Below are 19407 nucleotides of genomic sequence, written 5' to 3'. Positions count from 1 at the left end.
ATCGAGCAAGGCTCGACCGTATGTACGACCTGGGGACACGCAAGCAGGCTCTGGCGCTGGTCGCGCAGGGGCGCAGCCTGAACTCCGTCAGCAAGGAGACCGGGATATCGCGCGCGGCGATCCGGTCCTGGCTGACGCGTATCGAGCCGCTGTCGCGCCAGGCGTCGACCGATCCCGGACCGCCTGAAAGCGAGGCGGCGTACTCGTACTTACTGGGCCTGTACCTGGGCGATGGGTGCCTGAGCCGCCACCGTCGCGGCGGCTGGTATCTCAGGATCGTGTGTGCAGACGCATGGCCTGGACTCATCGAGCTGTGCCGTGACGCGATCACGGCCGTACGCCCGGGGTCGAAGGTCTACCTCGTGCACAAGGACGGCTGTGTCGCCGTGACCAGCTATCACCGCTTCTGGCCGAGCCTCTTCCCCCAGCACGGCCCCGGCAAGAAGCACAACCGGACCATCGCCCTCGAACCCTGGCAGCAGGACATCGTGGACGCCCACCCGTGGGAGTTCGTCCGAGGGCTGATCCACTCCGACGGGTGCCGCATCACCAACTGGACCACCCGGCGCGTCGGCGGCGAGCGGAAGCGCTACGAGTACCCCCGGTACTTCTTCAGCAACAAGTCCGACGACATCCGGAAGCTGTTCACCGACACCCTCGACAAGGTCGGTGTCGGGTGGACCACCTTGGCCCGCGGCAGCGATCCGTTCAACATCTCCATCGCCCGCAAAGCCTCAGTAGCCCTCATGGACGCCCACATAGGCCCCAAGTACTGAGCACTGAAAGCAGCCTCAGTCCTCGCCGATGTGATGCACCCGCACCAGGTTCGTAGAGCCCGGGACGCCCGGCGGGGAACCGGCCGTGATGATCACGATGTCGCCCTTCTGGCAGCGGCCGATCCGTAGCAGTTCCTCGTCGACCTGGGCCACCATCGCGTCCGTCGAGTCGACGTGCGGGCCCAGGAACGTCTCCACGCCCCACGTCAGGTTCAGCTGGGCGCGGGTCGCCGGGTCCGGGGTGAAGGCGAGGAGGGGGATCGGGGAGCGGTAGCGGGAGAGGCGCTTGACCGTGTCTCCGGATTGGGTGAAGGCCACCAGGAATTTCGCGCCCAGGAAGTCGCCCATGTCGGCCGCCGCGCGGGCCACGGCGCCGCCCTGGGTGCGGGGCTTGCTGCGTTCCGTGATGGGCGGCAGGCCCTTCGCCAGGATGTCTTCCTCGGCTGCTTCCACGATGCGGGACATCGTCTTGACCGTCTCGACCGGGTACTTGCCGACGCTGGTCTCGCCGGAGAGCATCACCGCGTCCGTGCCGTCGATCACCGCGTTCGCGACGTCCGACGCTTCCGCGCGCGTGGGGCGGGAGTTGTCGATCATCGAGTCCAGCATCTGCGTGGCGACGATGACCGGTTTGGCGTTCCGCTTGGCCAGCTTGATGGCGCGCTTCTGGACGATCGGGACCTGTTCCAGGGGCATTTCGACGCCGAGGTCGCCGCGGGCGACCATCAGGCCGTCGAAGGCGGCCACGATGTCGTCGATGTTCGCGACGGCCTGTGGCTTCTCCACCTTCGCGATGACGGGGAGCTTGCGGCCCTCCTCGTGCATGATGCGGTGGACGTCCTCGATGTCGCGGCCGCTGCGTACGAAGGAGAGCGCGATGATGTCGGCTCCGGTGCGCAGAGCCCAGCGCAGGTCCTCGACGTCCTTTTCGGAGAGTGCGGGGACGGAGACGGCCACGCCGGGGAGGTTGAGGCCCTTGTGGTCGGAGACCATGCCGCCCTCGACGACGGTGGTGCGCACGTGCGGGCCGTCGACCTCGGTGACTTCCAGCGTCACTTTGCCGTCGTCGACGAGGATGCGTTCGCCGGGGGTGACGTCGGCGGCGAGGCCGTCGTAGGTGGTGCCGCAGACGCTGCGGTCGCCCTCGATGCCTTCTTCCACGGTGATGGTGAAGTCATCGCCGCGTTCAAGGAGTACGGGACCTTCGGTGAACCGGCCGAGGCGAATCTTCGGACCTTGAAGGTCGGCGAGGATGCCGACGTTCCGGCCGGTCTCGTCGGCAGCCTTGCGCACGCGCGCGAAGCGCTCCTCGTGTTCGGCGTACGTGCCGTGGCTGAGGTTGAAGCGGGCTACGTCCATTCCGGCTTCGACCAGTGCCTTGATCTGGTCGTACGAGTCGGTGGCGGGGCCCAGGGTACAAACGATCTTTGCTCGGCGCATGGTTCGAGCCTATGCCTTACCGGCGGGTAGAGAATTGGTCGGGCGTGACTACTCAACAACCTTTGCGTGAAGGGCTATTGACAAGTGTTGAATTGAGTAGGGGCTCGCTCCAATGAGCGCCCGTAAAGGGCGGTGGGTTTCTTTTTTCGAATTTTTTGAAGAATTGCCGGGGTTGAGCCGGGGGTCAGGTGTTCAAATCCGGCGGGATCATGGTGAAGCGGGCGTTCACCTGGGCGTAGACCGTCTGGCGCTGCGGCTCCAGGTCCAGGGGTGGTGCCTCCTCGGCGGAACCGGCGAACGCGGCGGTGTGCATCCGGGCGCCGCCGTAGGCCTGGGCCTCCATGCCGTACGGGGCGTTCTCGGCGCCGATGTCGGCGAGTTCGACCAGGGCGGCGAGCCGGGTGCCGAGGGCGTCGGCGTACGCGCGGGCCCGCTGCACCGCGTCCTGCACGGCCATGCGGCGCGCGTCGGCGTGCGGGGGCGAGTCGGGGCGCAGCTGCCACCAGGGGCCGTCGACGCGGGTGAGGTCGTGGTCGGCGAGGCGGGTGGTGAGTTCGCCGAGTGCGGTGAAGTCGGTGAGTTCGGCGGTGATGTGGACGCGGCCGAGGTACGAGCGAACGCGTTCGCCGCGGGTGTGTTTGGCGAGTTCGGGGGTGAGGGAGAAGGCGCCGGTTTCGAGGTGTTCGAGGGCTTCGGTGTAGGTCTTGACGAGGTCGAGTACGGCGGTGTTGCGGCGGGTGAGGTCGTCGAGGGCGCTGCGCCGGTCGGTGCCGCGGGCGCTGACGGTGATGCCGATCCGGGCGATCTCGGGGTCGACTTCGAGGCGGGCTTCGCCGCGGACGGCGAGGCGGGGGGCGTCGGGGGTGCCGTAGGGGGTGTGGGGGGCGTCCTGGTCCGGGTTCATGGTGGTCCTTCGGGGCGTGGGCGCGTGGCGTACGGCCACTCTGGCACCGGGTAGCGGCCCGCGGCAGTCACCGGATCGAAACCTGCGGAGGGTGTTGCGGGAGGTGGTGGCCGGTACAGAATCTACGCGCGTTCATCTACGCGCGTTGCGAACAAGACAAGAGAACACGAGGGAGATGACATGCCGCTCAACCGACGGATGTTCCTTGGTACTTCGGCGGTCGTGCCGGTGGCGGGGGCCGCGCTCGCGACCGGCACGGTCGGCGTCGCGCCCGCGACGGCCGACACGGGCGCGGACGCCGTCGGTGCGTCCGGGAGCAGCGCCGGGAAGCGGTACGCCTTCAGTGTCCTCGGCACTACGGACCTGCACGGCCATGTCTTCAACTGGGACTACTTCACGGATGCCGAGTTCGACGACAAGGATCACAACGACGTCGGTCTCGCCAAGATCTCCACGCTCGTCAGCGAGTTGCGTGAGGAGAGGGGCCGCGGCAATACGCTGCTGATCGATGCGGGTGACACCATCCAGGGCACTCAACTCTCGTACTACTACGCGAAGGTGGATCCGATCACCGAGGCCGGTGGCCCGGTGCACCCGATGGCGCAGGCGATGAACGCGATCGGGTACGACGCCGCGGCGCTCGGCAATCATGAGTTCAATTACGGCATACCGGTGCTCCGTAAGTTCCAGGAGCAGTGCGCTTTTCCGCTGCTCGGTGCCAATGCCCTGGATGCGAGGACGCAGAGGCCGGCGTTCCCGCCGTACAGCATGCATCGGCTGCGTACCCCGCAGGGCCGGGATGTGCGGGTTGCGGTGCTCGGTCTGACGAACCCGGGTATCGCGATCTGGGACAAGGCGCATGTGCAGGGGAGGATGACGTTCCCGGGCTTGGAGGAGCAGGCCGCGGTGTGGGTGCCGAAGCTCCGTTCGATGGGCGCGGACGTGGTCGTGGTGTCGGCGCACAGCGGGTCTTCGGGGACCTCGTCGTACGGCGATCAGCTGCCGTATGTGGAGAACGCGGCGGCGCTTGTGGCGGAGCAGGTGCCCGGTATCGACGCGATTCTGGTGGGTCATGCGCACACCGAGATCCCGGAGTACCGGGTGCGGAACGAGGAGACGGGCCGTGATGTGGTGCTTTCCGAGCCGCTGAAGTGGGGGCAGCGGCTGACGGTCTTCGACTTCGAGCTGGTGTGGGAGCGGGGCCGCTGGACGGTCGAGCGGGTCGCGGCGCAGGTGCTCAATTCCAATGCGGCGGAGGAGGATCGGCGGATCGCCCGGCTCCTGTCGGACGAGCACAAGAAGGTCGTGGCGTATGTCAACCAGACCATTGGCACCTGCACGGAGGCGATGTCGACGGCCGAGGGCCCGTACAAGGACGTGCCGATCATCGATCTGATCAGCCATGTGCAGGCCGAGACGGTGAAGGCGGCGCTCGCGGGTGGCGCGCACGCGCAGGTGCCGGTGCTCTCGCAGGCCTCGTGCTTCTCCCGTTCGGCGGGGATCCCGGCGGGTGATGTGACGTTGAAGGATGCGGCGGGCCTGTATCCGTTCGAGAACACCTTGGAGGCGCGGCTGATCACCGGCAAGCAGTTGAGGGAGTATCTGGAGTTTTCGGCGCGCTACTACGTGCGGACCCCGGCGGGCGGGGAGGTGGACCCGGCGAAGCTGACGAACGCGGACGGCATCCCGGACTACAACTATGACGCGGTGTATGGCGTGACGTACGAGATCGATATCGCCAAGCCGGCCGGTTCGCGGATCGCGAGGCTGGCGTACGACGGCGAACCGGTGGCGGACTCGGCGCAGTTCGTGCTCGCGGTGAACAACTACCGGGCGAGCGGCGGCGGGAACTTCCCGCATATCGCGGCGGCGAAGCAGCTGTGGTCGAATTCGGACGAGATCCGCACCACGATCATCACGTGGGTGCAGGAGCAGGGCACCGTGGATCCGGGCCGGTTCGCGTCGGTGGACTGGCGGCTGACGCGGGACGGCACGCCGGTGTTCTGACGCCTGACGGCGCCCGGTGGTGTGTGCGGCGCGGCTGTCCCTTTCGCTCGGCTATCCCTTTTGCTCCCTATCCCTTGAGTTGTACGAGGGTGCCGCGCCGTTCGTCGTGGGTGCCGGGGGTGCCGGGGCCGCCGGTGCGGGGGTCGGGTTCGAGGCCGAATGTCGTGAATGCGGTGCGCTCGGGCAGGGGGTAATCGGCCCTGCCGGTCAGGGAGTTGAGGATGGTGGCGCTGCGCCAGGCGGCGAGTCCGAGGTCGGGGGCGCCGACGCCGTGGGTGTGCGTTTCGGCGTTCTGCACGTAGATGTGTGAGCCGGTGCCGGTGATGGAGGGGTCGAGGACGAGGCGGTACTGGGCGTCGATGCGGGGGCGTTCGGAGCTGTCCCGGCGGATGTACGGGTCGAGGCCGGCGAGGAGCTGGCCGAGGGGGCGCTCGCGGTAGCCGGTGGCGAGGACGACGGCTTCGGTGGTGAGCCGGGAGCGGGTGCCCTGCTGCTGGTGCTCCAGGTGGAGTTCGACCTTGGTGGTGGCGACGCGGCCCGCAGTGCGGACGGTGACGCCGGGGGTGAGGACGGTGTCGGGCCAGCCGCCGTCGAGGGTGCGCCGGTAGAGCTCGTCGTGGATCGCGGCGAGGGTGTCGGCGTCGATGCCTTTGTGGAGCTGCCATTGGGCGGGGACGAGCCGGTCGCGTACGGGCTCGGGGAGCTGGTGGAAGTAGCGGGTGTAGTCGGGCGTGAAGTGTTCGAGGCCGAGCTTGGAGTACTCCATGGGCGCGAACGACTCGGTTCGGGCGAGCCAGTGCAGCTTCTCGCGTCCGGTGGGGCGGTTGCGCAGCAGGTCGAGGAAGACTTCGGCGCCGGACTGGCCGGAGCCGATGACCGTGATGTGCTCGGCGCCGAGCAGTCGTTCGCGGTGCTTGAGGTAGTCCGCGGAGTGGATCACGGGGACGGTCGGGGCGTCGACGAGTGGACGGAGCGGCTCGGGGACGTGCGGGGCGGTGCCGACGCCGAGGACCAGGTTGTGGGCGTATCCGCGGCCGAGGGCCTCGGCCTCGCCGTCGGCGTCGAGCTGGGTGAAGTCGACCTCGAACAGGGCGCGTTCGGGGTTCCAGCGGACGGCGTCGACCTGGTGGCCGAAGTGCAGGCCGGGGAGGTTCTCACTGACCCAGCGGCAGTAGGCGTCGTACTCGGCGCGCTGGATGTGGAACCGTTCGGCGAAGTAGAAGGGGAAGAGCCGCTCGCGGGTCTTGAGGTAGTTGAGGAACGACCAGGGGTTGGCGGGGTCCGCGAGGGTCACCAGGTCGGCGAGGAAGGGCACTTGGAGGCTCGCGCCGTCGATGAGCAGTCCCGGGTGCCATTGGAAGTCGGGCCGCTGCTCGTAGAAGGCGGTTCGCAGGGGTTCGGTCTCGGTAAGGCCGTGGGCGAGTGCGGCGAGGGAGAGGTTGAAGGGGCCGATGCCGATGCCTACGAGGTCGTGGGGGGCGTCGGGGGCGGGGGCGGTGGAGGCGGGGGGCGTGGCGCTGGGGGGCGTGGCGCTCATCGAGAGGGCTTCCTTTGGGGCGGCGTCTTTCGGGGGGATACGGGTTTGGGGCGTACGGGTATTGGGCGTACGGGTTTGGGGCGTACGGGGGTTTGCTCCGTTCCACCTTGAGTGGGCGAGGGGTGGCGTGCATGTCAGCTCGTCCAGCTCAACCCGAAAGGGGTACTTGTGACTTGCTTGGTGGGGCGGTGCTCAGTGGGGCGGTGGCGGTGGGGCCAGGCGGAGTTGGGCGGTGGGGGTCGCCGCCTCCAGTTCCAGGAGCCAGACGTCGTTCGCGCCCGTGTGCAGCACCGGTCCGGGGACGTAGAGCGTGGTCTGGGGTCCGGCGGTGCTCCAGTAGCGGCCGAGGTTGAAGCCGTTGATCCAGGCGAAGCCACGGGTCCAGCCGGGGAGTTCGAGCAGGGCGTCGCCGGGGGTGGTGAGAGTGAGCGTGGTGCGGTACAGGCCTCGGGTATCGGTGTCCGGGCGGTTGTCGCACGGCCGGAACGGGAGGCTCCGTACCCGGGACGTGTCGTCGAGCGCGTCGAGCCGCAGGCCACGGGCCCGTATGCCGTGCAGGTACTGGCGTTCGTGGCGGAGGCCGCCCGTGATGCCCTTGGGTTCGCCGAGGCGGGGCCCGTAGTTGACCCGGCCCAGGCTCTCGACCCAGAGCTCGACCTCGGCGGGGCCCGGCACGGGCTCGGGCAGCGTGGCGTCGGGGTCGGTGAGGACCGCGGCGGGGGTGCCGTCGACGGTCACGTAGGCACGGTCGTGCAGGCCGTGGACCGTCAGGGGGTACGGCTGCCGGGGGCCGGGGACGGTGACGCGGTAGCGGACCAGGCCGCGGTCGATGTCCAGGTCCTCGAAGGTGGGCGGGGTGCCGTGGGTGTGTTCGGGGCCGCCGAGGGTGTCCAGGACGGTGGGCAGGTGTACCCAGGCGGTGGGGGCCGCCGTGGTCGCGTGCCTCAATTCCCCTGGTGCTGGGGGAAGTTCGGGCAGCGGTCCGTCGGCGTAGGCGGCGAGGACTTCGCGGAAGGCGTGGAACTTCGCCGTGGGGCGGCCGAGTTCGTCGATCGGGGCGTCGTAGTCGTACGACGTGACGTCCGGGAGCAGGCGGCCGTCGTGCAGCTCTCCGGCGCGGTTGGCGCCCGCCCAGCCCGCGAAGTTGGTGCCGCCGTGGGCCATGTAGAGGTTGGCCGAGGCGCCGCAGTCGAGGATGTCGCGTAGTGCGTCGGCGGCGTCGGCCGGGTCGCGTACGACGGGGTCGGCGCCCCAGTGGTCGAACCAGCCGCACCAGAACTCCATGCACATCAGGGGGCCTTTGGCCTGGTGGCGGCGGAGGGCGGCGAAGCTTTCGCGGGCGCGGGAGCCGAAGTTGGCGGTGGCCAGGACTCCGGGCGCATCGGGCACACCGGATACACCAGGCACGTCGGGCACGTCGGGCACGGAGCCGCCGGTCAGCATGTGGTCCTCGGGGCCGTCCGAGGTGCACAGCGGCACGGTGACGCCGTGGCGGCGCAGCAGGTCGGTGAGGTGGCGCAGGTAGGCGTGGTCGGAGCCGTAGGAACCGTACTCGTTCTCGACCTGCAGCATGATGACGGGTCCGCCGGGGCCGCCCGGTCCGGGGCCGGGGCCCGGGCCGTCGATCTGGTGGGGCGTGATGTGTGGCAGAAGCTCGGCGAACCAGCGGTCCACGTAGGCCAGATACTGCGGGTCGCGGGTGCGTACCCGGCGTCCGAGCGGCCCGGTGACCCAGTGGGGCAGGCCGCCGTTGTCCCACTCGGCGCAGATGTAGGGGCCGGGCCGGACGATGGCCCACAGGCCCGCCGTGTGTACGGCGTCGAGGAAGCGGCTGACGGCGGCGACGTCGTGGAAGCGGTCCCGGCCGGGCTGGTGCAGGTTCCAAGGGACGTATGTTTCCACGCAGTTGAGGCCGAGGGCGCGGAGCATGGCCAGGCGGTGGTGCCAGTGCTCCTCGTGGACGCGGAAGTAGTGCAGGGCTCCGGAGAGCAGTCGTACGGGCCGGCCGTCCAGTTCGAAGTCGGTGTCCCCCACGCGGAACTCGGTCACCGGTCCCCCACCTTTCTCCGTTTGCGGTGGCGCCACTCTCACCTCTGGCGGCGGGCCGGTCCATGGACAAAGATCGGACGCGGTTGGACGTAGTGACGCGGCGAATCCGGCGGCGACGTGGCATGAGAGGAAGGGCGACCCGCGTGTATCACACCTGGATGCGGTACTTCACCCCCAGTGCCGCCCATCACCGCCTCGGGCTTGTGTGTCTCGGTGTGGGTCTCCAGCACGGGGCGCTGCCGACGGTCGGGCCGCGTGAGCTCGACCATCATGTGGCGATTGTGGTCAGTGCGGGCGGCGGCTGGTTCGAGATGCCCGACGGCGAGCGGGTGCGGGTCACGGCGCCCGCCTTGATCTGGCTGATTCCAGGCGTCGAGCACCATTACGGGGCGGATCCGGAGTCCGGCTGGGACGAGTGCTTCGTCGACTTCACGGGGCCCGCGACGGCGACGTACACGGAACTCGGCTATATCGAGCCGGACCGTCCGGTGGTGCCGCTCTCCGACGCGTCGCAGCCGCGGGCCGCGGTGGGGCGGATCGCGCGGGCGGCACGGCGCGGGAATCCGCTCCTGGAGGTCGAGACGGGGGCGGCGGTGCACGAGCTGCTCGTGTCGCTGCGGCGGTCCCGGGCCGATATCGCGCCGGACGGCGACCCGGTCCTTCAGGCGCTCGCGCGGGACGCGTTCCGGCCGCTGTCGGTGGCCGAGCACGCGGCGCGGCACGGTATGACTCCGGCGGAGCTGCGTACGGCGGTACGGCGCGGGGCAGGGTGCAGCCCCAAGGACTATCTGCTCGCCATCCGGCTCGGCCGGGCCAAGGAGCTGCTTGCGGCGACGGAGCTGCCGGTGGCGGCGGTGGCGCGGCGGGTGGGCTATGACGACCCGGCGTATTTCTCGCGGCTTTTCACGCGGCGGGTGGGGGTGGCGCCGGTGCGGTTCCGGGAGCAGCAGGGGCGGGCGGTGCCTGGGGGCTGGTCGCAGCAGATTCCGGATCCGGACGATCCACCGCGGATTTGATCGGTCCCGGGTCTGATCGGTTCGGTCCCCGGTCTGATCGGTACGGACGGCTTGTTCTCGGTACGGACGGCTTGATCAGTGGCGGCGGGCTTGTTCTAGGCTCGACCACCATGACCTCAAGCAACACCCAGGGAGACCGTTCCGCCGCCCCGGCCGGTGAGGTGGACGCCTCCGTGCGCGCCGAGCTGGTCCGGCTGCGGGAGAGCATCGACAACATCGACGCGGCCGTCGTCCATATGCTCGCGGAGCGCTTCAAGTGCACGCAGCAGGTCGGCCACCTCAAGGCCGAGCACCGGTTGCCCCCGGCCGACCCGGCCCGCGAGGCCGAGCAGATCGCGCGGCTGCGGCGGCTCGCGGAGAGCGCGAAGCTGGATCCGGCGTTCGCGGAGAAGCTCCTCAACTTCGTGATCGCGGAGGTGATCCGGCACCACGAGCAGATCGCGGACGGGCCGGGCGAGGAGTGCGCGGAGGGCTGAGCCCGGGGTCCCCTGTGCCGCCGCGCGGGCATCGGGCAGCATGTCCCCATGTCCGTACTGAGGCGCGACGAAGCGCAGACCCGAGCCCGGCTCCTCGATGTTCAGCGGTACGAGGTCGCTCTCGATCTCACCCGTGGTGAGGAGACGTTCGACTCTCACACGGTGATCGACTTCACGGCCCGTACGGATGGGGACACGTTCGTCGAGCTGAAGGTGGCGGCGCTGCGCTCCGCCACTCTTGACGGCGCCCCGCTCGACCCGGCGGCCCTGGACGGTGACCGGCTGCCGCTGGCCGGTCTCACCGCGGGTGCGCACACGCTGGAGCTGGATGCGTCGATGCGGTATTCGCGGACCGGTGAGGGCATGCACCGGTTCACGGACCCGGCCGACGGCGAGACGTATCTCTACACGCAGGCGTGCATGGACGACGCGCAGCGGATCTTTCCCTGCTTCGACCAGCCGGACCTGAAGGCCGTCTTCGCGGTCACGGTGACCGCGCCCGCCGCTTGGACGGTGCTCGGCAACGGCATCGCGAAGAAGGTGGACACGGGCGCCGCCACGGCCCGGTGGCAGCTGGCGGAGACGCCGCCGATCTCCACGTATCTGGTCGCCGTGGCGGCCGGGCCCTGGCACTCGGTGCGCACCGAGTACCGCGGTCTGCCGTTCGGCATTCACTGCCGCCGGTCCCTGGCTCCGTATCTCGATGCGGACGCCGACGAAATCATGACAGCGACGCTCGGCTGCTTCGACCGGTACCACGAGAAGTTCGCGGAGCCGTACCCGTTCGACTCCTACGATCAGGCGTTCGTGCCGGAGTTCAACGCGGGTGCGATGGAGAATCCGGGCCTGGTGACCTTCCGCGACGAGTTCGTCTACCGGTCGGCGGTCACCGACACCGAGCGGCAGACCCGCGCGATGGTGATCGCGCACGAGATGGCGCATATGTGGTTCGGGGACCTGGTGACGCTCCAGTGGTGGGACGACATCTGGCTGAACGAGTCGTTCGCCGAGTACATGGGCTACCAGACCTGTGCCGAGGCCACCCGGTTCAGCGACACCTGGACGGACTTCGGCGTCGTCCGCAAGGGTTGGGGCTACGACGCGGACCAGCGGCCCTCCACGCACCCGGTCGCGCCCGATCCGGACCTGGTGCCCGACACGGCGGCCGCCCGCGGCAACTTCGACGGCATCTCGTACGCGAAGGGTGCTTCGGCGCTGCGTCAGCTGGTGGCCTGGCTCGGTGAGAAGGACTTCCTCGCGGGCATCAACGCCCATTTCGCCCGGCACAAGTTCGGCAACGCCACGCTCGCCGACTTCCTCGACAACCTTGCCTCCGCGACCGAGTGGGACGTGCCGGCCTGGGCCGAGTCCTGGCTGCGTACGACCGGCGTCGACAAGCTCACGCCCCGGGTCGACGAGGCCGCGGGCGGCTGGCGGCTCACGGTCGAGCGGGACGGTGAGCGGCCGCACCGGGTCGGGGTCGGGGTGTATGACGCGGATCTCGTCGACAATGGGCGGCTTGTGCTGCGTGAGCGGTTCGACGTGGATGTGCCGCGAGGCGGTACGGCTTCAGCGGATGCGGCGGAGGTGGTGCGCCCGGGTCGGCGGCCCGACTTCCTGCTCCTCAACGACGGTGACCTCTCCTACGCGAAGATCCGCTTCGACGACGCGTCGTGGTCCGTCCTGAAGACCGGCCTGAGCGGGCTGCCCGATCCGTTGACCCGCGCCGTCGTGTGGAACGCGCTGCGTGATGCCGTGCGCGACGGTGAACTGCCGCCCGCCGCCTACCTGGAGGCCGCCCGCGCGCACCTGCCGTACGAGACCGATCTCGCGCTCGTGGCGGGGGTGCTCACCTTCGCCGGTACGCAGATCGCCGACCGCTATCTGCCCGCCGAGCAGCGGCCGGGTGCCCTGGCCACGCTCTCCGACCTGTGCCGCGATCTGATCCGGCGCACGGAGGACGGTTCGCACGCGGGGCTCCGGCTGCTCGCCGTGCGCCACTTCATCGCGGCGGCCGCGCAGCCGGACACGATCCGCGACTGGTTCGACTCGGGCAGTGTGCCCGGCGGCCCGGAGCTCGATCCGGAGCTGCGCTGGCGGATCCTGGGGCGGCTCGCGGTGCTCGGTGCGGTGGATGACGCGGTGATCGAGGCGGAGCTTGTGCAGGACCCGAGTGCGATGGGGCAGCAGGGGGCGGCGCGGTGCTGGGCCGCGCTGCCCGATCCGGAGGCGAAGCGGCGCGCCTGGGAGGCGATGTTCTCCGACGACTCCCTGTCGAACTACCTCTTCACCGCTACGGCCCAGGGCTTCTGGCAGCCCGAACAGCTCCATCTGGTACGGGAGTTCGTGCCCCGCTTCTACGACGATGCGGTGGCCCTGGCCGGGCGGCGGGGCTCGGCCCTTGGGGATGCGGCGGGGCGGTATGCGTTTCCGGGGGTGGTGGTCTCGCCCGAGACCCTCGCGTTGGGGCGGGCTTGTCTGGAGGACGGGGAGCCTGAGGCGGCTCTGCGGCGGAAGCTGGTGGATCAGTTGGACGACTTGGAGCGGGCGTTGCGGGTGCGGCAGGGCTAGGTGTGCTTCCCCAGCCCCGCCCCCGGAGCCGCTGCAAGGCTTCGGGAAGGGGCGGGGCCGGGAAGACTCGACCGGCTAGAGCTCCCGCACCTCGAACGCGTCCAGGACGAACTCCGCCTTCCCGTCCCCGCCCACCTTCCGCAGGCCCACCCACGCCTCGCCCTTGTCCGGGGCCGTGAACTCGTAGGTGTGGACCGTGGGTTCCGTCGCCACGGGGAGGGGTGTGCGGGAGAGTTCGCGGGGGGCCGGGGTGTCCACGGCTGTGATCCAGGCGTACTGGTCGGCCTTCTCGTTCTCGTAGCGGAAGGTGACCCGGTATGTCTTGCCGGGTGAGAAGCGGACCGTCGCCGGGATCGTCCGGTAGATCAATCCCCCGTTCTCGCCACGGGACTTGAGGGATTCCGAGTCGTCGATGACGTCGTCGATCGCCTTGCCGTTCCAGCCGCGCTGGGTGTACGGGGCGTGCCGCTGGGCGATATGGGTGCGCGGGTCGTTGGGCGTGCCCGGGGTCCCCGCCGCGTCGCCCTTGACGAAGACGCCCCAGCCCTGGGGGACGTTCTCGAAGTCCTCGTGGACGAGGGTGCCGGGCTTCGCCGTGCGCTTCGCCGCGACGATACGGACGTTGTCGAAGCGGACCCGCGCCGCCCCCGCCGCCGCGCGCAGCGTCAGGTCGACCGCGCCGCCGCCCTCCGGCACCGTGAAGTATGTGAAGATCCGCTGGAAGCGGGTGCCGTGTTTGCGGTCGGCCCCGACGTAGTTCCCGGCCGTGGACGTCTCCGTCCAGTTCGTGGCGGTCACGCCGTCCGCCGTACGCACCTCCAGGGCCGCCTTGCGCCGCTCGCCCGCCTTTTCACCGACCTCGACCTGTGCGGACGCGGCGTACGTTCCTGGAGCGAGCCGGGTGAGGCGCTGGCCCACGGTCGCGGCGCCGCCCGAGGCGATCACCAGCTCGTAGTCGCCCAGTTTGCTCAGTTCCACCGACGCCGGACCCGTCACCGTCCAGGCGTTCAGGGAGCCGGAGTTGAAGGCGGGGTCGCGCAGGGGCGTCGCCTGGCCCCAGTCGGGGTCGGCGGGGGCCGGGGCAGGTTCGCGGTAGAGGACGTACGGCTGCTTGGCCTTGGCCTTCAGTGTGATCGTGCCGTCGCCGGACACGGGCACTTCGGTGGCGTCGGTGCGGCCGTGGTCGGTGAGGCGGTACGCGTATACCTTCGACCGGCCCGACCAGCCGCGCGGCAGCTGCCAGGTGCTCGAACCGGACGTGGCGGAGTAGTGGTAGAGCTTCGCCGGGTCCGTGGCCTCGCGCGGTTCCCACGGCAGCAGATAGCGGCCGTCGTCGTACACCACCCGGCCGTCCGTCGTGATGACGCGTTTGCCGCCCTCGTCCGTCACCACGGTCTTTGTACCGCCGAAGAAGGTGATCTCGTGCTCCGCCCAGGACTTGATGGGGTACGCCTGGAGATACTTCGCCGGGAGCGACTCGGTCCAGATCAGGTCGTAGAAGACGTTCCAGTCGGTCTTGGCCACCCAGCCCTCGAAGTTGCCGGTGCGCGGGATGCCGAGGAGCGTGGGCCACTTGTCGGCGAAGACGTCCTTGTGGTCGTTGCGGATGAAGCGGATCAGCTTCGAGTTGATGCCGCGTGAGCTGTCGGGGCCGTAGTCGGTCTCGGTGGCCCAGTGTGACCAGACGGCCGAGCGCTCCAGGCCGTGGCCCCACTCCGTGGTGACGATCCAGCCCTGGTCGCGCAGGGCGCGCTGGAGTCGGTCGGAGTTCCAGCCGGATTCGCGGAACACGTCGATGTAGAGGGTGTTGAGGGCGTCGTCGGTTTCGGCGCGCAGGTCCGCGAAGCGCTTGATGATGTCGCCGGAGACCAGGTCGCGGCGGGCGTCGATGCGGTAGCTCTGGTCGAGCCAGTCCCACTGCTCGTTCGTCTTGTCGACCAGGGTCTCGGAGAACGCGTGGGCGACGGGGTACGACTCGGTGGCGTTGACGTGCACACCGAAGTCGCTGTTCCACTTCTTGCCTTCCCGGACCAGGGTGTTGAGGTCGTCGAGGCCACCGGCGCGCTTGTTGTAGTTGCCCGCGTAGTCGGGGTGCGCCGAGTCGTGGCCCTCGGACTGGTAGCCCTTGAGGAGGGTGTACTGGCGCAGCCCGTCGGTGGCGAGGCTGATCCGTTTGACCTGGTCGAGGGTGGCGAGGAACGGGTTGGTGGCCTGCGAGGCGAAGTTGAACGGGATGTGCGGGACGACCCTGAGGTGCTGCTCGTCGGCGCCGAGCGGCATGACCATGATGTCGCGGAAGGCGATGGCGGCGTCCTGCCAGGTGACTTTGCCGTCGCGGCCGCCGCTGTCGCCGTCGTTGTCGTCGTCGCTGTCGTCGTTGCGGTCGCCGGTGACGATCACGGTGGCGTACGGGAGCGGTTCGGTGGCGTCGACCGGTGCGGTCGCGGCCCGGTGGGTCCACTGGCCGCAGGCGAGCCGCGCCTCGGTGTGTTCGCCGTTCGAGCCGGTCTTGACGGTCGTACGCCACAGCCTGCCGTTCTCCCAGGTGGTGCCGGAGGACGAACTCGGCCTGTCGTACACGGTGTTGGTCTCGAGCGCGCCGCCGAGCGTGTCGTGCGCGACGACTGCGTACGCGCAGCCGCTCGGCTTCTCCGCGGGAGTGTCCGGGGTGACCTTGACGAGGGTGTCGCCGCTCTTGGCCTTGTCGAGCTCGATCCGGGCGGCGAGCAGGGCGGCGCCGGGCTGATCGCTGCGTACGGCGAGGAAGGCGAGATCGGGGAACTGCAGGGTGCCGACGCGGAGTTGCTCGGTGTCGGCGATATCGGTGATCCGCCAGTGCACCTGTCTGCCGTCGACGGTGATCTCGGCGCGGAGTTCGGTGCCGCCGTCGAGGGCGAGGAGGTAGTGGATACGGTCCTCGGCGGGCTGTTCGGCGGTGACCTTGGGGGTGTGGGTGGTGCCGTCGACGAGGAGGGTGGTGACGGGGTCGGTCTGGGCGTGCAGGACGGCGCCGGTGGAGCGGTCCGTGGAGCCGATGATGCGGGGGAAGGCCGTGTCTACGCGGACCTCCAGGTCGGCGGAGCGGAGGGTGGCTTCGGCCTTGGCCTTGGCCTTGGTCTTGGCGCCGGGGGCGGCGGCCGTGGCCGTTCCGGTGAGGCCGAGGCCCAGGGTGGCTCCGGTGGCGGCGCCGGTGGCCACGATGGTGCGGCGGCTGGGCCCTGGCCCGGGCCTCGGTCCGGTCGGTGCTGTGGTCTGCGACGGCTGCACTGCGCGCACCCCTTCGTGGGACTTCTCGAGACGGGTTTCGGTGGCCGTCACGATGGGGGACGCGGGTTGGGGTGGCCCATGGACAAAGGTGCGGGAGTGGTTGGACTTAGCGGGGGTGGGCGGGTTCAGCGGGTGACCGGCCATGAGGTGAGCTGCTGGCTATGAGGTGTACGGGAACACGGCCCGTACCTCCCAGCCGCCCTCCGTGCTCGGCCCCGCCGAAAGCCGCCCGCCCAGCGCCGTGACCCGCTCCTCGAGCCCCGCGAGGCCGAACCCCCCGCCCCGCGCCTTCTCCCCCAGCGGAGCGGCCTTCGTGCCGTCGTCGGCGACGCGGATTTCCAGGCCGCCGCCGACCGTGCGCAGTCCGATGCGTACCGCGGTCGCGTCTGCGGCGTGTTTGCGGATGTTGGTCAGGGCCTCGCGGACGATGCGGTGGGCGGCGGCCGCGAGGTCGCCGGGCAGTCGCTCGGCGAGGCCCGGCTCGACGTACAGGATCGCGGGCGGGCCGGTCTCGGAGAACCGCTCGGCGAGCTCCCGTACCTGGTCGAGGCCCGCGAGGGGCTCGGTTTCGGGTTCGCCCTCGCGCAGTACCCGGACGAGGCGGCGCATCGCGCCGAGCGCCTCGTCGCCCGCGTGCTCGATCCGCTCGAAGGTCGCGGCGGCCCGGTCGCCGGAGGCGGTGGTGAAGCGGGCGGCGCGGGCCTGCACCACGATGCCGGTGACGTGGTGGGCGACCAGGTCGTGCAGTTCGCGGGCGAGTTCGATGCGCTCGGCGGTGCGGACCGCCTGTAGATCGCGTACGCGCTGCACCGCCTGGTTGCGAAGCAGCAGCGAGAACGCGGTGACGACGGCGGTGAGCACCGCGAACAGCATGGTGAACCGGCCGGGGTCGGCGTCCCGCACCGGCGCGGCCACGCAGGCGAGGCCGAGGAGCGTGCCGAGGACGGCGGCGGTGCGGGCCGGGGAGCGAAGCAGCACCCCGGTGAGCAGGACGAGAAGGGCGATGGCCTCGCCCATGCCCCAGACGACCAGGGGCCGGTCGCCGATGATGAGGAAGAGCGTGACCGCCCAGGAGACGACGGCGGCGGCCCGGGCCCGGTGGCGCAGCGGTGCGCCGCTCCAGGGCACCGCGCACAGGCAGACGAAGACGCCGGAGAAGGCGACGAGGGCGTGCGGGGCGGTGGGGCGGCGGGCCAGGGCGAAGCCCTCGAAGGCGACGAGGAGGATCAGGACGGCGGCGAGCAGCAGCTTCGCGGCGAGCACCCGCGACCGTCGTCGTTCCAGCCAGGCCTCGGCCTGGATCATGGCTCGGCCCGGCTCATGGGTCCGCGCTCACCGTTCGCCCGAGGCCAGGCCGCTCTCCCAGGCCCAGGCGGCGATCTCGACGCGGTTCCGGGCGTCGAGCTTGGCCTGCACGTTGGCGAGGTGGGTCTTGACCGTGGAGAGGGAGACGAACAGGGCCGCGGCGATCTCGGCGTTGGTGAGGCCGCGGGCGAGGCAGCGCACGACCTCGCGTTCGCGTTCGGTGAGCGGCTCGGCGGGGCGGCGGGCCTCGGCGCGGCGCTCGGCGACGGGCGCGAGCTCGCGCAGGAGGCGCACGGTGATGGCGGGTGAGACGAGGGAGTCGCCGACGGCCGCGGCGCGCACCGCCTCGACCAGCATGTTCGGGCTGGCGTCCTTGAGCAGAAAGCCGCTGGCGCCGCCGTGCAGCGCGGTGTGTACGTATGCGTCGAGGTCGAAGGTGGTGACGATGACGATGCGTGGGCGCGCGGAATCCGTGTCGTCAGTGGTGGCGGCGAGCCTGCGGGTGACCTCCAGGCCGTCGAGCTTCGGCATGCGGATGTCGAGGAGCAGCACATCGGGGTCGAGGCGCTTGACCGCGTCGAGCGCGGCCTCGCCGTCGACGACATCGGCGAGTACCTGGATGTCGGGCTGGCTCTCCAGGATCATCCGGAAGCCGGTGCGGACCATTTCCTGGTCGTCCGCGATGACCACCGTGATCGTCATTGCCGCCCTGCCTGCCCGGTCCTGCCTGCCCGGTTCCCGTACGGGAGCCGGTTTCTCCTATGGGACCGGGGCCCGGGAGGGCCCGCAACCGCTGGCCCTCCCGTCACGCTACGCGGCGAGGGGCCCCGCACACCTCGTCCATCCGGTTCGCTTGCGTTCATCCGGAAGTACGAGGCGTACGGGGCCCGACATCGCAGCCCGTGCCGTGGTGCCAGGCCAGGGCCCGTCGTCTGGATCTTGCCGGGGTCGCGGGGTCTGGCACGCACATCTGCGGCGTTGTCGTCGGTTGCCAACGCTCCGCGTTGACGCCCTCCTCCGCCTTGCAGCTGCACGCACCAGACCCCGCTCGACTCGACCGGAACGTGACCGCCGACCGGGTCCGGCCTGATCCAAACGACAGGCCCTGGGCGACCGTACCGGGTCAGAGCTCGGAGGCCGCCTTGGCTATGTCCGCCGCGAAGTGGGAGACCTCGGTGTAGACGCCCGGCTTGCCGGGCCGCGCGCAGCCCTCGCCCCAGCTGACGATGCCGACCTGGATCCACTGGTCGGAGTCGTCCTTACGGAACATGGGGCCGCCGGAGTCGCCCTGGCAGGTGTCGACGCCGCCCTCGTCGATGAGGCCGGCGCAGATCTCCTCGCCCTCGATGAGGTTGGAGTACGCCTTCTTGCAGGTGGCGTCGTCGACGAACGGGACGTTGGCCTTCAGGAGGTAGCGCTGCTGGTCGCCGCCCTCCTTGTCGGCACCCCACCCGGCGATGGTGAACTCGCCCTCGTTGAAGGCGTCCGAGTCGGCGGTCTTCAGGAGGGGCAGGTCGAGCTCCTTGTCGAGCTTGATGAGCGCCCAGTCCTTGCCGTTGCCGTCGTAGCCGGGGGCCTGGAGGACCTTGGTGGACTTGGCGGTGACCGCGTCCGGGCTCTCCAGGTCCACGACGCCGCCGGTCGCGGTGATGGAGGTGTCCTCGCCCGAGCCGTCCACGCAGTGCGCGGCGGTCAGGACGATGTCCTTGGCGTACATGGAGCCGCCGCAGCCCATCGAGAGCCGCACCATGAAGGGGAATTCACCCTGCTCGGCGGGGGTGCCGCCGACGACCCTGGTCCCCGGGTCGCCGGTCACGTCGGCGGCCGACGCGGAGCTCAGCGGCTGAAGGCTGACGGCGGCGAGGGTGACGGCGCCGAGGGCGGCCGCTCTTTTGAATGAACCAAAGGGGTTCTTCAACTGTCTTTCCTTTCGTGGGGGGTTGCACGTGCAGGCGGCCCACGCCAAGGGGGTGCAGCAGAGCGACATGGGCATGCCAATCCACGTGCCACGGATTATTGGGGTCCGAACGGTCGGTAGGCAAGGGTGAGTTTCCGGCCA

Annotated in this window: 13 protein-coding genes; 5 read left to right on the top strand and 8 right to left on the bottom strand. The window is 70.0% G+C overall.

From position 1 onward, the window contains the following. Positions 1 to 20 precede the first annotated feature (20 nt). The gene (locus ACWD10_RS19485; protein ID WP_451092513.1) at positions 21 to 776 is read left to right on the top strand and encodes a helix-turn-helix domain-containing protein; all 756 of its coding nucleotides are present in this window, start codon (positions 21 to 23) and stop codon (positions 774 to 776) included. A 15-nt stretch (positions 777 to 791) separates the two neighbouring features. Here the strand turns inward: ACWD10_RS19485 and pyk are convergent, their stop codons facing one another. Together pyk and ACWD10_RS19475 are read right to left on the bottom strand one after the other, a co-directional pair. Then, the gene (gene pyk, locus ACWD10_RS19480) at positions 792 to 2216 is read right to left on the bottom strand and encodes a pyruvate kinase (protein WP_451092511.1); all 1425 of its coding nucleotides are present in this window, start codon (positions 2214 to 2216) and stop codon (positions 792 to 794) included. 184 nt (positions 2217 to 2400) lie between these two features. Further along, entirely contained in the window at positions 2401 to 3120 is a 720-nt protein-coding gene (locus ACWD10_RS19475) for an SIMPL domain-containing protein (RefSeq protein ID WP_451092509.1), read from the bottom strand. A gap of 180 nt (positions 3121 to 3300) precedes the next feature. Here ACWD10_RS19475 and ACWD10_RS19470 point away from each other — a divergent pair, with 180 nt between their 5' ends. Beyond that, positions 3301 to 5127: a 5'-nucleotidase C-terminal domain-containing protein gene (locus ACWD10_RS19470; RefSeq protein ID WP_451092507.1), complete on the top strand. Its 1827-nt coding sequence runs from the start codon at positions 3301 to 3303 to the stop codon at positions 5125 to 5127. Between the two features lie 67 nt (positions 5128 to 5194). On the opposite strand, the gene ACWD10_RS19465 is transcribed toward ACWD10_RS19470, so the two are convergent. Next, on the bottom strand, positions 5195 to 6664 hold the full coding sequence (locus tag ACWD10_RS19465; protein WP_451092505.1) for a lysine N(6)-hydroxylase/L-ornithine N(5)-oxygenase family protein: 1470 nt from the start codon (positions 6662 to 6664) through the stop codon (positions 5195 to 5197). Between the two features lie 192 nt (positions 6665 to 6856). After that, complete coding sequence (locus tag ACWD10_RS19460) at positions 6857 to 8713, bottom strand: beta-galactosidase (RefSeq protein WP_451092503.1); 1857 nt, start codon at positions 8711 to 8713, stop codon at positions 6857 to 6859. A gap of 143 nt (positions 8714 to 8856) precedes the next feature. Between ACWD10_RS19460 and ACWD10_RS19455 the strand changes: the two genes are divergently transcribed. The 3 genes from ACWD10_RS19455 (at position 8857) to pepN (ending at position 12776) form a co-directional block, all read left to right on the top strand. Then, a complete protein-coding gene (locus ACWD10_RS19455) occupies positions 8857 to 9729 on the top strand; it encodes a helix-turn-helix domain-containing protein (protein WP_451092501.1) in 873 nt (290 codons plus the stop codon). Positions 9730 to 9839: 110 nt separating this feature from the next. Beyond that, the gene (locus ACWD10_RS19450; RefSeq protein ID WP_451092499.1) at positions 9840 to 10205 is read left to right on the top strand and encodes a chorismate mutase; all 366 of its coding nucleotides are present in this window, start codon (positions 9840 to 9842) and stop codon (positions 10203 to 10205) included. A 48-nt stretch (positions 10206 to 10253) separates the two neighbouring features. Beyond that, on the top strand, positions 10254 to 12776 hold the full coding sequence (gene pepN / locus ACWD10_RS19445) for an aminopeptidase N (RefSeq protein ID WP_451092497.1): 2523 nt from the start codon (positions 10254 to 10256) through the stop codon (positions 12774 to 12776). Between the two features lie 75 nt (positions 12777 to 12851). Here the strand turns inward: pepN and ACWD10_RS19440 are convergent, their stop codons facing one another. The 4 genes from ACWD10_RS19440 to ACWD10_RS19425 all read right to left on the bottom strand — a co-directional run bounded on the left by ACWD10_RS19440 (position 12852) and on the right by ACWD10_RS19425 (position 19266). After that, positions 12852 to 16043 (bottom strand): endo-alpha-N-acetylgalactosaminidase family protein, encoded by a 3192-nt coding sequence (locus ACWD10_RS19440; protein ID WP_451092495.1) that lies wholly within the window; start codon positions 16041 to 16043, stop codon positions 12852 to 12854. Between the two features lie 159 nt (positions 16044 to 16202). Next, complete coding sequence (locus tag ACWD10_RS19435; RefSeq protein ID WP_451092493.1) at positions 16203 to 17348, bottom strand: sensor histidine kinase; 1146 nt, start codon at positions 17346 to 17348, stop codon at positions 16203 to 16205. Between the two features lie 27 nt (positions 17349 to 17375). After that, on the bottom strand, positions 17376 to 18050 hold the full coding sequence (locus ACWD10_RS19430) for a response regulator (protein ID WP_451092491.1): 675 nt from the start codon (positions 18048 to 18050) through the stop codon (positions 17376 to 17378). Positions 18051 to 18471: 421 nt separating this feature from the next. After that, positions 18472 to 19266, bottom strand: coding sequence for a S1 family peptidase (locus ACWD10_RS19425; protein ID WP_451092489.1), 795 nt, complete (start codon positions 19264 to 19266; stop codon positions 18472 to 18474). Positions 19267 to 19407 lie beyond the last annotated feature (141 nt).

Source organism: Streptomyces sp. NPDC002851, from assembly GCF_053591935.1.
This window is presented reverse-complemented; position numbering and strand designations above follow the sequence as displayed.